Source organism: Streptomyces sp. DT2A-34 (assembly GCF_030499515.1).
In the GTDB taxonomy this organism is placed as follows: Bacteria; Actinomycetota; Actinomycetes; order Streptomycetales; family Streptomycetaceae; genus Streptomyces.
Genome location: NZ_JASTWJ010000001.1, coordinates 4,889,295 through 4,902,590, shown reverse-complemented (window position 1 = coordinate 4,902,590; position 13,296 = coordinate 4,889,295). Strand labels below are relative to the sequence as shown.

Sequence of the window (13,296 nt, the reverse complement as noted above, 5' to 3'; positions counted from 1 at the left end):
TCTCAAGACTGGTTAAAGAAACCCAAAGGCTTCTCACAGACCGCTCCCCGATCGTCCTGGACATGAGCGCGCCGCCGACGACGGCATCCGCGGCAAGGACTACCTCGTGGTGAGCGGTGGCACGGTCGCCGTCACGGCGGGTGGCGACGGGCTCAAGGCCGACAACACCGAGGACGCGGACCGGGGTTACCTGGCCGTCAGTGGCGGCACCGTGAAGGTCACCGCCGAGGGCGACGGCGTCGACGCGGCCACCGACCTGGTGGTCACCGGCGGCAAGCTCACCGTCGGCAGCGAGGCCTCCGACGACTCCTCCGCGCACGGCCTGAAGTCGGGCGTGATCACGGTCCTGGAGGGCGGCACGATCGACGTCGACTCCTCCGCGGACGCCCTGCACAGCGACGGGGCCGTCCACCTGGCCGGCGCGACCGTCAAGGCCGCCGCCGGTGACGACGGCGTCCACGCCGAGGGCGACCTGGTGATCAGCGCGGGCACGCTGGAGATCACGGAGGCGAACGAAGGCCTGGAGGGCAAGGACATCCTGGTCAGCGGCGGCTCGACGACGGTCACGTCCAGCGACGACGGCGTCAACGCGTCCGGCGGCGAGAGCTCATCGAACGATCAGGGCGGCTTCGGTGGCGGCCCCGGTGGCGGCGGTGGTGAGAACGTCGGCGACTACACCGCCAAGGTCACCGGCGGCACCCTCGTCATCAACGCCGACGGCGACGGCTTCGACTCCAACGGCACGGCCGAGATCAGCGGCGGCACGGTCGTCGTCAACGGCCCGGAGAGGAACGGCAACGGCGCGCTGGACGTCAACGGCGGCTTCACCGTGAGCGGCGGCACGCTGCTCGCGGCCGGCAGCGCGGGCATGGTGGTCGCCCCGGACACCGAGTCCGGACAGGGCTGGCTCTCGGCCACGCTCGACTCGTCCGTCCCGTCGGGCACGACCCTGCATGTCGTGGACTCCGACGGCAAGGTGGTGGCGACGTATGTGACATCGAGGACGATCCAGAACGTCGTCTTCTCGTCCTCCGCGATCAAGAGCGGCGAGGAGTACCGGATCCACTCCGGCGGCTCGGCGTCCGGGGACTCCACCGGCGGCCTCGCCGAGGCGGGTGACCTCGGCTCGGCCGACGAGATCGCCACGGTCACCGCGGGCGAGGCCCCTGAGGGCGGCTTCGGCGGCGGACCGGGCGGACGGCGGTAGAGAACGGCCGTGGAGAAACGGCCGTGGAGAAACGGCCGTGGAGAAACGGCCGTGGAGAACGGGCTACTTGGCCACGAACTGCGTCAGGATCGCCTGCACCTCGTAGATGTCGACGCCCTTGGTGAACGTCTTCTGGATCGGCGTCGCCGACCCCGAGAGCCAGATCTTCAGCTCGGCGTCCAGGTCGAAGGTGCCGGCGGTCTCGACCGCGAAGTGAGTGATGCTGCGGTAAGGGATGGAGTGGTACTCCACCTTCTTGCCGGTGATGCCCTGCTTGTCGACCAGGATCAGACGGCGGTCGGTGAACAGGATGGTGTCGCGTATCAGCAGGTACGCGGCGTGCACCTGCTCCCCGTGGCCCAGCAGGCGGGCGTAGTCCCGCTGGGCCTGCCCCTGGTCGACGGTGTGCGCGTTCCCGAACAGTGCCATAAAGGGATCCCCCACTCATTTGCGTGCAATGGCTAGCAGCGTAAGGGATCAGGCGTCGTACGAACCGTCCCAGGGCGCGCCGAAGCCGAGGAGGTCCGGGTAGAGCTCGGCCCAGGCCTCGCCGTCGTCCTCTCCGGTCAGCAGGCCGAACAGCACGCCGTCGACGGTGAGTTGGAAGGGGCGGATCGCGATGTCCGTGTAGGTGCGCCGGGGGAGGCTGCGCAGTCCGGTGGCCAGTCGGGCGCGGGCGCGGGCGAGGACCGAGTCGGGTCCGTGCGGGGCGCGCTGCTGCTCGGCCCAGGTGCCGGCGCACCAGATCTCCGAGTCGCGGTATCCGCCGTCGGCGTCGAAGGTGTGGAGGACCGAGTAGAGGCGTTTGTGCCCTTCCCAGCCGGTGCCGAGGTCGAAGCCCTTGGGGAAGGCGTACGTGACCGAACCCATGAACTGCCCGTCCGCGTAACGGCCGATCGCCTCGGTACGGCCATGCGGCGCGTAGGCGATCGGAATGACCTCAGGGACTGCCATGGCGGAAACCATACGGTCGTGCCGAGGGGCATGGTGGCGGTGGGGCGCGATCGATGCCAACCGGATGGGCAACATCCGCGTGATGTCCCCGAGTTGGGCACCAGTCAGCCAAAAAATTCACGGCAACCTTTCAGATCTCCGCGACCACACACCGGTCGGAAGCCCGCTCACGCGGGCTCGCTCGCCGGCGCGCGAGCCTCACCGAGGTATGTAAGGACTCATTCGTGGCATCCCCTTCCCACCGCCCCACCCACCGTCGTTCCCTCCGCGGTCGCCGCACCGCCGTCATCACCGCCGCAGCCCTGGCCGCCGGCGCGGGTGCCGGGGTGTTCGTGATGAACGCGAACGCCGGCGCGGTCGACCTGTACCACGAGTCGCTGCCCGCCAAGGACGGCTGGGCGGCCTCCGGCTCCGGTACGACGGGCGGTTCGAAGGCGGACTCCGCGCACACGTTCACCGTCAGCACCCGCGCGCAGTTGGTGAAGGCGCTGGGGTCCGTCTCCGACACCACGCCCCGGATCATCAAGGTCAAGGGCACCATCGACGCCAACACCAGCGATGCCGGCAAGAAGCTGACCTGCGCCGACTACGCCTCCGGCACCGGCTACTCGCTCTCCGCCTACCTCAAGGCCTACGACCCGGCGACCTACGGCAAGAAGGCGCCGTCCGGCACGCAGGAGAACGCCCGCAAGGCCGCCGCGGACAAGCAGAAGAAGAACATCGTCTTCCGGGTGCCCGCCAACACCACCATCGTCGGCGTCCCCGGCACGAACGCCGGCATCAAGGGCGGCAGCCTGCAGGTGCAGAACGTGCGGAATGTCATCGTCCGCAACCTGACGTTCTCGGCGACGGAGGACTGCTTCCCGCAGTGGGACCCGACGGACGGCTCGTCGGGCGAGTGGAACTCCAACTACGACTCCGTCACCCTGCGCGGCGCGACGAACGTCTGGGCCGATCACAACACGTTCACCGACGCCCCGAACTTCGACAAGTCGCTGAAGACGTACTTCGGGCGCAAGTACCAGGTCCACGACGGCGCCCTCGACATCACCAACGGCTCCGACCTGGTCACCGTCGAGCGCAACCTCTTCAACTGCCACGACAAGACGATGCTGATCGGCAGCAGCGACACCGACAGCACGGGCAAGCTGCGGGTCACCCTCCACCACAACGTGTGGAAGGGGATCGTGCAGCGGGCGCCCCTGGCCCGCATCGGTCAGATCCACCTCTACAACAACGTCTACGACACCACCACGCTCAACGGCTACGCGCCGAAGTACAGCATCGACTCCCGCGCCAAGGCCCAGGTCGTCGCCGAGCACAACGCCTGGAAGCTGCCGTCCGGCACCAAGCTCGCCAAGCTGCTGAGCGGCGACGGCACCGGCTCGATCGCCGGCGGCGGCAACCTCGTCAACGGCACGACGACCGACCTCGTGGCCGCCTACAACGCCGCGAGCTCGAAGAAGATCAAGACGACGGTGAACTGGAAGCCGGCGCTGACGGCGGGCCTGCAGTCCTCCGCGAAGAACCTGGTGGCGGAGCTGGCGACGACGACCGGCGCCGGGGCGCTGTCCTGACGCCGGGCTGACGTACGGCTGAGGAACTCTCCTGGTCGGCTGCTGTCACACTTCCGCGGCGCCCGGCGTCAGGCAGGCAGTGGACCCGCCGCGCGGCCCCCGCCGTGCGGTTCCGACCGCAGCTGACCAGGAGTTCCTCATGCAGACCGCCTATGTCGTCGTCACCGTCGTGGCCGCCCTGATGGCCGGATTCTCCGGCACCGTCCTGCTCCTGCGGGCCCAGTGGATCGTGCGGGCACTCACCGACTACTCCGTGCCCCGGTCGTGGTGGACCTGGCTCGGGCTGGCGAAGGTGGCCGGGGCCGTGGGGCTGGTGGCCGGGCTGTTCCTGCCGGTGATCGGGGTGCTCGCGGGGGTCGGGCTGGTGCTGTACTTCCTCGGGGCCGCGGTGACGGTGGCGCGGGCCCGGTGGTACGCGCACATTCCGTTCCCGCTGGTCTACGCCGCCCCGGTCATCGGCGCACTCGCTCTCGGGTACGCCGCCTGAACCGGGACGCGCCCGTCTCGTACTAGGCGGTCGGCTTCTCTTCCAGGCGCGGGAACAGGGCCGCCCCCTTCGTGACCGTCGCACCGACCGGGAGCCGGCCCCAGTGGCCGGCCTCCTGGACCCGTTGGTCCGCCAGAGCGCCGAGCGACGCCTCCGCGCCCAGGGAGTCCCAGAGCTTCCGGGAGGTCTCCGGCATGATCGGGTCGAGGAGGACCGCGACGGCGCGGAGGGACTCCGCGGCGGTGTAGAGGATGGTCGCCAGTCGGGCGCGGCCGGCCTCGGAACCGTCCTTGGCGACCTTCCAGGGCTCCTGCTCCGTGAGGTAGCCGTTGACCTGCTTGACGAAGTCGAAGACGGCCAGGATGCCGCCCTGGAAGTCCAGCTCGTCGCCGATCTTCCGGTCGGCCGCCGCGGCCGCCTTGGCCAGGCCGTCGTGGATCGCCTTCTCCGCCTCGCCGTCGGCCGTCGCCGCCGGCAGTTCGCCGCCGAAGTACTTGCCGACCATGGCCGCCACACGGGAGGCGAGGTTGCCGTAGTCGTTCGCCAGCTCGCTGGTGTAGCGGGCGGAGAAGTCCTCCCAGGAGAACGAGCCGTCCTGGCCGAAGGCGATCGCGCGCAGGAAGTACCAGCGGTAGGCGTCCACGCCGAAGTGCGAGGTCAGGTCCTGCGGCTTGATGCCGGTCAGGTTGGACTTCGACATCTTCTCGCCGCCGACCATCAGCCAGCCGTTGGCCGCGATCCTGCCCGGCAGCGGGAGGCCGTTCGCCATCAGCATGGCCGGCCAGATGATCGCGTGGAAGCGGAGGATGTCCTTGCCGACGAGGTGGACGTCGGCGGGGAAGGTCGACGCGAACTTCTCGGGGTTCTCGTTGTAGCCGACGGCCGTCGCGTAGTTGAGGAGGGCGTCCGCCCAGACGTAGATGACGTGGCCGTCGTCCCAGGGGACCTTGACACCCCAGTCGAACGTCGAGCGGGAGACGGACAGGTCCTGGAGGCCGCCGCGGACGAAGTTCACCACCTCGTTGCGGGCCGACTCCGGCTGGATGAAGTCGGGGTTGGCCTCGTAGTGGGCGAGAAGGCGGTCACCGTACTCGCTGAGCTTGAAGAAGTAGTTCTCCTCCTTGAGGAGGTCCACCGGGCGCTTGTGGATCGCGCAGAGAGGAGTGCCGTCCTCCGTGACGTAGTACGTCATGACCTCACTCCATCACACCCGCACCAGGGCCTTCACGCCGTTTACGCCGCCTCGCCGCCGAAGCGCTCCTTGTACGCCTCCAGGTCGTCGTCCGTGAGCTTGGCGAACAGGACCGGGGGGACGGTGAAGGGGGTGCCGGCGGGGACGGACGTGAGGGAGCGGGCCTCGTCCGCGCTCACCCACGTCGCACGCTTTTGATCAGACGCAGTGTCGGCGAGGGCGAACGCCTGGCGCATGGCGGCGGCCGTCGTCGGGATGAACGGCTCCGAGACCACCGCGTAGAGGTGGATCAGGTTCATCGCCGTACGGAGGGTGAGGGCGGCGGCGTCCTTGTCGGTCTTGATCTCCAGCCAGGGGGCCTTCTCCTCCAGGTAGGAGTTGCCCGCGGACCACAGGGCGCGCAGGGCGGCGGCCGCCTTGCGGAACTGGAGGGCCTCCATGTGCTGCTCGTACTCGGCGAGCAGCTCGGCGATCTGCTCGCCCAGCTTCGCCTCCGCCTCGCCGGCCTCGGCGCCCGCCGGGACCTCCTCGCCGAAGCGCTTCCTGGAGAAGGACAGGACGCGGTTGACGAAGTTGCCGAGGGTGTCGGCGAGGTCCTTGTTCACCGTGGCCGTGAAGTGCTCCCACGTGAAGGACGAGTCGTCCGACTCGGGGGCGTTGGCGATCAGGAAGTAGCGCCAGTAGTCGGCGGGGAGGATCTCCAGCGCCTGGTCGGTGAAGACGCCGCGCTTCTGGGAGGTGGAGAACTTACCGCCGTAGTACGTCAGCCAGTTGAAGGCCTTGACGAAGTCGACCTTCTTCCACGGCTCGCGGATGCCGAGTTCCGTGGCCGGGAACATCACGGTGTGGAAGGGGACGTTGTCCTTCGCCATGAACTGCGTGTAGCGGACGTCGGTGTCGACGTCGTACCACCACGACTTCCAGTCGCGGTTCTCCGGGTCCAGGTCGGACCACTCCTTCGTCGCGCCGAGATACTCGATCGGCGCGTCGAACCAGACGTAGAAGACCTTGCCCTCGGCCGCCAGCTCCGGCCAGGTGTCCGCCGGGACCGGGACGCCCCAGTCCAGGTCACGGGTGATCGCGCGGTCGTGCAGGCCCTCGTTCAGCCACTTGTGGGCGATGGAGGAGGCCAGGTGCGGCCAGACGTCGTCGTGCCGGGCGACCCACTCCATGACCTCGCGCTGGAGCTTGGACTGGAGGAGGAAGAGGTGCTTGGTCTCGCGGACCTCCAGGTCCGTGGAGCCGGAGATCGCGGAGCGGGGGTCGATCAGGTCCGTGGGGTCGAGTACGCGGGTGCAGTTCTCGCACTGGTCGCCGCGGGCCTTGTCGTAGCCGCAGTGGGGGCAGGTGCCCTCGACGTAGCGGTCCGGGAGGAAGCGGCTGTCGGCCGGCGAGTACACCTGGCGGATGGCGCGCTCTTCGATGAAGCCGTTCTCGTGCAGCTTGCGGGCGAAGTGCTGGGTGATCTCGACGTTCTGCGGGCTGGAACTGCGGCCGAAGTAGTCGAAGGCCAGCGCGAAGCCGTCGTAGACCGCCTTCTGCGCGTCGTGCGCCTGCGCGCAGAATTCCGCCACGGGCAGGCCCTGCTCCTTCGCCGCCAGCTCGGCCGGGGTGCCGTGCTCGTCCGTCGCGCAGATGTACAGGACGTCGTGGCCGCGCTGGCGGAGGTACCTGGAGTACACGTCCGCCGGGAGCATGGACCCCACCATGTTGCCCAGGTGCTTGATTCCGTTGATGTACGGAAGGGCGCTGGTGATGAGGTGTCGAGCCATCGCGGGCTGCTCCCAAGTCGCTACGTGGGGTGACGGGCGCCGGGTCGTGGGGCGTCTGTCGTCGGTTTGGAACCTTGAAATCGTATCCGACATGGGTGGGCCGCCCGCTTTCCGTTTTACGTGGTGGAAAGCGGGCGGCCCGGGTTCGCTGCGGTGCGTTACGGACGCCAGTTCGCCAGGATGCCCTCGTAGACCTGCTGGTCGGTCAGCTCCAGCGGGGTCTTGCCGGCCAGGAAGTGAGCGGTGTTGGCCGTCTTGAGCTTGCGGAGGTAGTCGAAGGCCTTCTGCTCGGGGTCGCCGAAGGCGACGAAGGAGAAGAACACGGAGGGGTGGTTCTTCGCGGCGTCCGTGAGGGCCTGGGTGGCCGGGGTCTTGGCGTCGGGGGCGCCGTCGGTCTGGAACACCACCAGGGCGGGGGTGTCGGGGGCCGTCTTCCGGTGGTGCGTGACGACTTCTTCGACGGCTGCGTGGTAGCTGGTACGGCCCATGCGGCCGAGGCCGGCGTGCAGCTCGTCGATCTTGGTCTCGTGGTCGGTGAGGGTGAGGTCGGCGGTGCCGTCGAGTTCCGTGGAGAAGAAGACGACGTGGACCGTGGGGTTGGCGGTCTCGGGGTCGAGGTGGGCGGCGAGGGCGAGGGTCTGGTCGCCGAGGGCCTGGGCGGAGCCGTCCTTGTAGTACGGGCGCATGGAGGCGGAGCGGTCGAGGACGAGGTAGACCTTGGCGCGGGTGCCGGTGAGGTTGAGCTTGTCGAGGGTGGTGGCGGCGGACTTGTAGGCGGTGACGAGGCCTGGGGGGAGGGTGGGGGTGGTGCCGGTGGCTGCGGCGGTGGCTGCGCCGGTGGCGGTGGCGGTGGCGGTGGCGGTGGCGGTGGCCTCGGCTTCGCCTTCGGCGTCCGTGTTCCCGCCCGCACCACCCGTGCTGCTTTCGTCGTCGGCTGCGAGTGGCCCCTGTGGGGCTTCCCCGCCATCGGCGGCCGCGGGCTCGTCGGTCGCCGGCTCCGCGACCGGTTCGGGGGTGGCCTCGGCGGCTACGGGCTCCGCGACCGGTTCGGGAGAGGCTCCGGCGGCTACCGGCTCAGGGTCCGGTGTGACCTCGGCGGACACCTCGGGCTCGGCGACCGCCTCCGGCGTGACCTCGGCGCTTGCCTCCGGCTCGGATGCCGACTCCTCGCCGGCCGCCACCGACGCGGGCTCCTCGGCCACCGGCTCCTGCTCGTCCGGCACCGGCACCTCGTCCGGCGTCTCCGCGACGGGCTCTGCCTGTACGGGCTCCTCGGCCGCGGGCGTTTCAGCGACAGTCTCTGCCTCGGCGGGCTCTTCGGCGACGGGCTCTTCCGCGACGGGTTCCTCAGCGACCGGCGCCTCGGCAACGGGCTCTGCCTCGGCGGGCTCCTCGGCGACGGGCGTTTCAGCCACCGGCTCCTCGGCCGCAGGCGTCTCGACGACGGCCTCTTCGGCGGCGGGCGTCTCGGCAACAGGCGCCGCCTCGACCGCTTCCTCGGCGACCGGCGCTTCCGCCGCAGGCTCCTCGGCCGCAGGCTCCTCGGCCGCAGGCGCCTCGGCAACGGGCTCTGCCTCGGCGGGCTCCTCGGCGACGGGCGTTTCAGCCGCCGGCTCCTCGGCCGCAGGCGTCTCCGCGGCAGCCTCTTCGGCGACCGGCGCTTCCGCCGCAGGCTCCTCGTCCGCCGGTGTCTCAGCCACCGGCTCCGCCTCGGCAAGGCTCTCGGCGACCGGCGCTTCCACTCCCGCCTCTTCGGCGACCGGCGTCTCCACTCCCGCCTCTTCGGCGACCGGCGTCTCCACTCCCGCCTCTTCGGCGACCGGCGTCTCCACTCCCGCCTCTTCGGCGACCGGCGTCTCCGCCCCCGCCGTCTCCGCGACGGCTTCCTCGGCGACCGGCGTCTCCGCCCCCGCCGTCTCCGCGGCAGCCTCCTCGGCGACCGGCGCTTCCGCCCGCGCCCCCTCGTCGACCGCCGTCTCCCCCCGCGTCTCCACCGACCCGGTCGGCTTGGGCACCGTGACGTTGTCGAACGCGGCCGAGACCAGCTCGTGCGCTGCGTCCTCCGTCTGCTCGGGCCTGCCGAGGTTGTCGGACTTCTCGGACTTGTCCGTGCCCTCCGGCTTTGTCGACCCCTCCGACACCCGCGGTTCCGGGACCTGGGCGGTGGCCGCCGGCTGGGGTTCCGGGGAGGGGGAGGGGATCGTCGGCTGTGGCTCCGGCGAAGGAGTCGCACCCTCTGCTTCGGCGGTACGTACCTTGCGTGACCGGCCGAACGCGTTCCGCAGGAGAGTGAGAATGCCCATGTGCGCAACCCTTCGCGTGAGTTGATGCCCGTAATCCCTGGCCAGGACGGACACGTAAGGTTAGCGGCCCCAGATGGTGATCTTGGGGAGGGGCGGACACAGGGGCTCCCGGTACGTCAAGGGCGGCATCGAGCCGAGTCCGGCCGCGGACTCAACTGCCGTACGTCCACCCCTGATTCACCTGTCGTTCATGCGGTCGCCCCGCTCCCGCACAAACGTGCCCCTACCGTCCGTCACGCTGCACTCAAGGGGAAGCAAGGGGAGTACAAAAACGCCATGCGCATCCAGCTACCGATCATCCGGACCAACAGTGACTCGCACCCTGGTGGCCGATCCGCCCTGACCTGTCGGTTCCGGTGTGGTGACGCCTGTTTCCACGAGGTGCCGAACACCACCACGAACCCGTACGTCGGTGACGTCATCGCCGAGGCCGTGAGCCGCCGTACCACGCTGCGCGCCGCCGCCGTCGTCACCGCGGCCGCCGCCGTGGGCGCCACCACCACCGTCGCCGCGCCGAAGGCGGGCGCCGCCGAGGCCGCTGCCGGGGACGCCGCCGCGGCCGAGCGGACCGGCGGCACCTTCTCCCGGGGCGCCCGTGGTCTCCGGTTCAACCCCGTCGCGCCGAACACCGCCGACACCGTGACGATTCCGGACGGTTACGCGCAGAACATCGTCATCCGCTGGGGCGAGCCCATCCTGCGCGGTGCCCCCGCGTTCGACCCGGAGAACCAGACCGGCGCCGCGCAGTCCCAGCAGTTCGGGTACAACAACGACTTCCTCGCCCTGCTCCCGCTGCCCGGCGAGCGCAACCGGCAGATCCTCGTCGCCAACCACGAGTACACCGACGAAGTGCTCATGTTCCGTGGGTACGACGCCGACAACCCGACCAAGCAGCAGGTCGAGGTCGCCTGGGCCGCGCACGGGCTGTCCGCCGTCGTCGTGGAGGCGGACCGGAGGACCGGGAAGCTGACCGCCGTGCCTCGGCATCCGCTCAACCGGCGCGTCACCGCCACCAGCGAGTTCAAGGTCACCGGGCCCGCCGCCGGCTCCGACCTGCTGAAGACCTCCGCCGACCCGACCGGCACCAAGGCCCTGGGGACTCTGAACAACTGCTCCGGTGGCGTCACCCCCTGGGGCACCACCCTCCACGGCGAGGAGAACTTCAACCAGTACTTCGCCAACGCCACCCGCGCGACGGACAAGCGCTACGGCCTCGGGACCGGTGCGAGCGAGCGCAAGTGGGAGCGGTTCGACAAGCGGTTCGACGTCGCCCAGGAGCCGAACGAGCCGCACCGGTTCGGGTACGTCGTCGAGCTCGACCCGTACGACCCGACCTCCAAGCCGCGCAAGCACACCGCGCTCGGCCGCTTCAAGCACGAGGGTGCGACCGTGCGGCTGACCGAGGACGGGCGGCCCGTCGTCTACTCCGGTGACGACGAGCGCTTCGACTACTTCTACAAGTTCATCGGCAGCAAGCGGATGAAGAAGGGGACCAGCCGGGCCGTGCGGGAGCACAACCTCTCGCTGCTCGACGAGGGGACCCTGTACGTCGCCAAGCTCACCGGTGACTCCCCCGCCATCGAGATCGACGGGAGCGGGAAGCTTCCGGCCGACGGCGAGTTCGACGGCAGCGGCGAGTGGGTCCCGCTGGCCACCGCCACCGCCGACGGCGCCGTCTCGCACGTCGAGGGGATGACCGCGGACGAGGTGTTCGTGTTCACGCGTCTCGCCGGGGACAAGGTCGGCGCCACGAAGATGGACCGGCCCGAGGACATCGAGCCGAACCCGTACTCCGGCAAGGTGTACGTCGCCCTCACCAACAACGTCAACCGCGGTGTCGGTACGAACGCCAAGGCCGACGAGGCCAACCCGCGCAACGCCAACAAGCACGGCCAGGTCCTGGAGCTGACCGAGCGCTGGAACCGCGCCGACAGCAAGAAGTTCGCCTGGACGCTGTTCCTGGTGGCGGGTGACCCGGAGGACCCGGCCACCTACTTCGCCGGGTTCCCGAAGGAGGACGTCTCCCCGATCTCCTGCCCGGACAACGTCGCCTTCGACTCGTACGGCAACCTGTGGATCTCCACCGACGGCAACCAGCTCGGCTCGCACGACGGCCTCTTCGGCGTCGCCACGCGCGGTGACCGGCGCGGTGAGCTCAAGCAGTTCCTGACGATGCCGAAGGGCGCGGAGACCTGCGGCCCGGTCATCCAGGACCGCCGCGTGCTCGTCGCCGTGCAGCACCCGGGCGAGATCGACGGCGCGACGGTGGAGAAGCCGCTGAGCGCCTGGCCCGACGGCGCCGGCAAGATCAACCGGCCGGCCGTCGTGGCGGTCTGGCGCAAGGACGGCTGCGACATCGGCGTCTGAGGCATCTGAGGTATCTGAGGCGCCTGAGCCGCCTGATCGCACAGGCACCCATACGCATGCGGGCCGCCCTCCTCACGAGAGCGGCCCGCATACGTTGTGGCAGAGCTCAGGGGGCGAGGCAGCTCACGCCCGGGGCCGCGGTCGGGTCCAGGAGCGCGGCGGGGTCGAGCAGGGCGGCCGGGTCGGCGAGCTCGGGCACGGCGGCGGGGGTCTCGGCCAGGCAGGTGACGGTGCCCACCGGGTCCGGCACGGCGTTGGCCGCCGGGGCGAGGGTTCCGGCGAGGGCGAGGGTTCCGAGCAGGACGACAGCGGTACGGCGCATGAAAAATCCCCTTATCGGGAGGCCAGTTGAACTGGATAGATCATTGCCTCTGCCCGCCCCTGACCTCGTCCTCCGTCACCCGCACGAGGATGAAGTAACGATTTACCGCCTGCGCGGGGTTGACCATGGCGGGGTCGCTCACGGCAGTGCCGGGACCGGTGGCCGGCCCGCACCGTCGCGTTCCAGCCACTCCCGGTACGCCGGTGCCTGCCGCGCCGCCTCCCAGTACGCCTCCTCCAGGGCGGGATAGACGCCGTCCAGGTCCGTCTCGGTGCGAGCCGCGAGGAGCAGTCGTACGCCGAGCGGGTCGCCGTGCAGGCGCCGTACCGCCATCGTGGGGCTGTCGGCGTGGGTCGGCTGGCAGACGGCGACCACCTCGCCGGTGGCGACCAGGGCGTCCGCCGTGTAGTAGTCGCCGTGCAGGACATGGGGGTTGACGCCGGCCGCGCGGAACATCCGCTGCACGGCGTCCCACTCGCCGTCCACCGTCGGGTCGACCATCCAGCGGTCGTCGGCCAGGTCGGGGAGGGTGACCTCCGGTTTCGCCGCCGCCGGGTGGTCGGTCGGCAGCGACACGAACTGCGGCTCGCGTTCCATCAGCACGCGCAGGCGGAGTTCGGGAGGGATGCGCAGGGGAGAGCCCTCCACCTCGTGCACGAAGGCGACGTCCAGCTGGCCGTCGGCGACCATGCGGAGCAGGGCGTTCGGGGAGACGTTCATATGGAGGGTCGGGTCCTGGCCGTGGCCGCGCAGCCGGCGCAGCCAGCCCGCCAGGGCCTTGCTCGCCGTCGAGCCGACCCGCAGCTCCGCACCGCCCGCCGCGGCCGCCCTCGCCTCGGCGGCCAGGGCACGCATGTCGGCCACCAACGGGCGGGCACGGCTGAGGACCAGACGGCCGAGCGGGGTGGGGCGGCAGCCGGATCTCGCGCGCACGAAGAGTGCGCCGCCGAGCTCCTGCTCGATCCGCCGCAGCTGTGTGCTGAGCGACGGCTGGGCGACGCCCAGCTGGCGGGCCGCCCGGTGCAGACTGCCGGTGTCGGCTATGGCGCACAGCGCGCGGAGGTGTCTCACCTCGAGGTCCATGCACTCGGAGACTAAAGCGGAATCAAGGCTTT

At 70.1% G+C, this 13,296-nt stretch carries 9 protein-coding genes and 2 pseudogenes; 4 read left to right on the top strand and 7 right to left on the bottom strand.

Annotation, left to right across the window (positions count from 1 at the left end; genetic code table 11):
- Positions 1 to 82: 82 nt before the first annotated feature.
- A pseudogene (locus QQM39_RS21680) lies at positions 83 to 1,207 on the top strand (carbohydrate-binding domain-containing protein); the annotation flags it as partial.
- A 63-nt stretch (positions 1,208 to 1,270) separates the two neighbouring features.
- Here QQM39_RS21680 and QQM39_RS21675 read toward each other — a convergent pair.
- The gene (locus QQM39_RS21675; RefSeq protein WP_301998946.1) at positions 1,271 to 1,636 is read right to left on the bottom strand and encodes a PH domain-containing protein; all 366 of its coding nucleotides are present in this window, start codon (positions 1,634 to 1,636) and stop codon (positions 1,271 to 1,273) included.
- A gap of 48 nt (positions 1,637 to 1,684) precedes the next feature.
- Positions 1,685 to 2,161 (bottom strand): hypothetical protein, encoded by a 477-nt coding sequence (locus QQM39_RS21670; RefSeq protein ID WP_301998944.1) that lies wholly within the window; start codon positions 2,159 to 2,161, stop codon positions 1,685 to 1,687.
- Positions 2,162 to 2,385: 224 nt separating this feature from the next.
- On the opposite strand from QQM39_RS21670, the gene QQM39_RS21665 reads away from it, so the two are divergent.
- Both QQM39_RS21665 and QQM39_RS21660 read left to right on the top strand, forming a co-directional pair.
- Positions 2,386 to 3,738, top strand: a complete 1,353-nt coding sequence (locus QQM39_RS21665; RefSeq protein WP_301998942.1) for a polysaccharide lyase family 1 protein — start codon at positions 2,386 to 2,388, stop codon at positions 3,736 to 3,738.
- A 139-nt stretch (positions 3,739 to 3,877) separates the two neighbouring features.
- Positions 3,878 to 4,225, top strand: a complete 348-nt coding sequence (locus tag QQM39_RS21660) for a DoxX family protein (protein ID WP_301998940.1) — start codon at positions 3,878 to 3,880, stop codon at positions 4,223 to 4,225.
- Positions 4,226 to 4,247: 22 nt separating this feature from the next.
- Here the strand turns inward: QQM39_RS21660 and QQM39_RS21655 are convergent.
- The 3 genes and pseudogenes from QQM39_RS21655 to QQM39_RS21645 form a co-directional block, all read right to left on the bottom strand.
- A pseudogene (locus tag QQM39_RS21655) lies at positions 4,248 to 5,384 on the bottom strand (methionine--tRNA ligase); the annotation flags it as partial.
- Between the two features lie 74 nt (positions 5,385 to 5,458).
- A complete protein-coding gene (gene metG, locus QQM39_RS21650; protein ID WP_301998938.1) occupies positions 5,459 to 7,189 on the bottom strand; it encodes a methionine--tRNA ligase in 1,731 nt (576 codons plus the stop codon).
- 158 nt (positions 7,190 to 7,347) lie between these two features.
- Entirely contained in the window at positions 7,348 to 9,492 is a 2,145-nt protein-coding gene (locus QQM39_RS21645; RefSeq protein WP_301998936.1) for a VWA domain-containing protein, read from the bottom strand.
- Positions 9,493 to 9,768: 276 nt separating this feature from the next.
- Here QQM39_RS21645 and QQM39_RS21640 point away from each other — a divergent pair, with 276 nt between their 5' ends.
- Complete coding sequence (locus QQM39_RS21640) at positions 9,769 to 11,859, top strand: PhoX family phosphatase (protein ID WP_301998934.1); 2,091 nt, start codon at positions 9,769 to 9,771, stop codon at positions 11,857 to 11,859.
- Positions 11,860 to 11,965: 106 nt separating this feature from the next.
- Here the strand turns inward: QQM39_RS21640 and QQM39_RS21635 are convergent, their stop codons facing one another.
- Together QQM39_RS21635 and QQM39_RS21630 are read right to left on the bottom strand one after the other, a co-directional pair.
- A complete protein-coding gene (locus QQM39_RS21635; RefSeq protein WP_301998932.1) occupies positions 11,966 to 12,181 on the bottom strand; it encodes a hypothetical protein in 216 nt (71 codons plus the stop codon).
- Between the two features lie 138 nt (positions 12,182 to 12,319).
- Complete coding sequence (locus tag QQM39_RS21630; protein ID WP_301998930.1) at positions 12,320 to 13,264, bottom strand: LysR family transcriptional regulator; 945 nt, start codon at positions 13,262 to 13,264, stop codon at positions 12,320 to 12,322.
- Between the last annotated feature and the right edge of the window lie 32 nt (positions 13,265 to 13,296).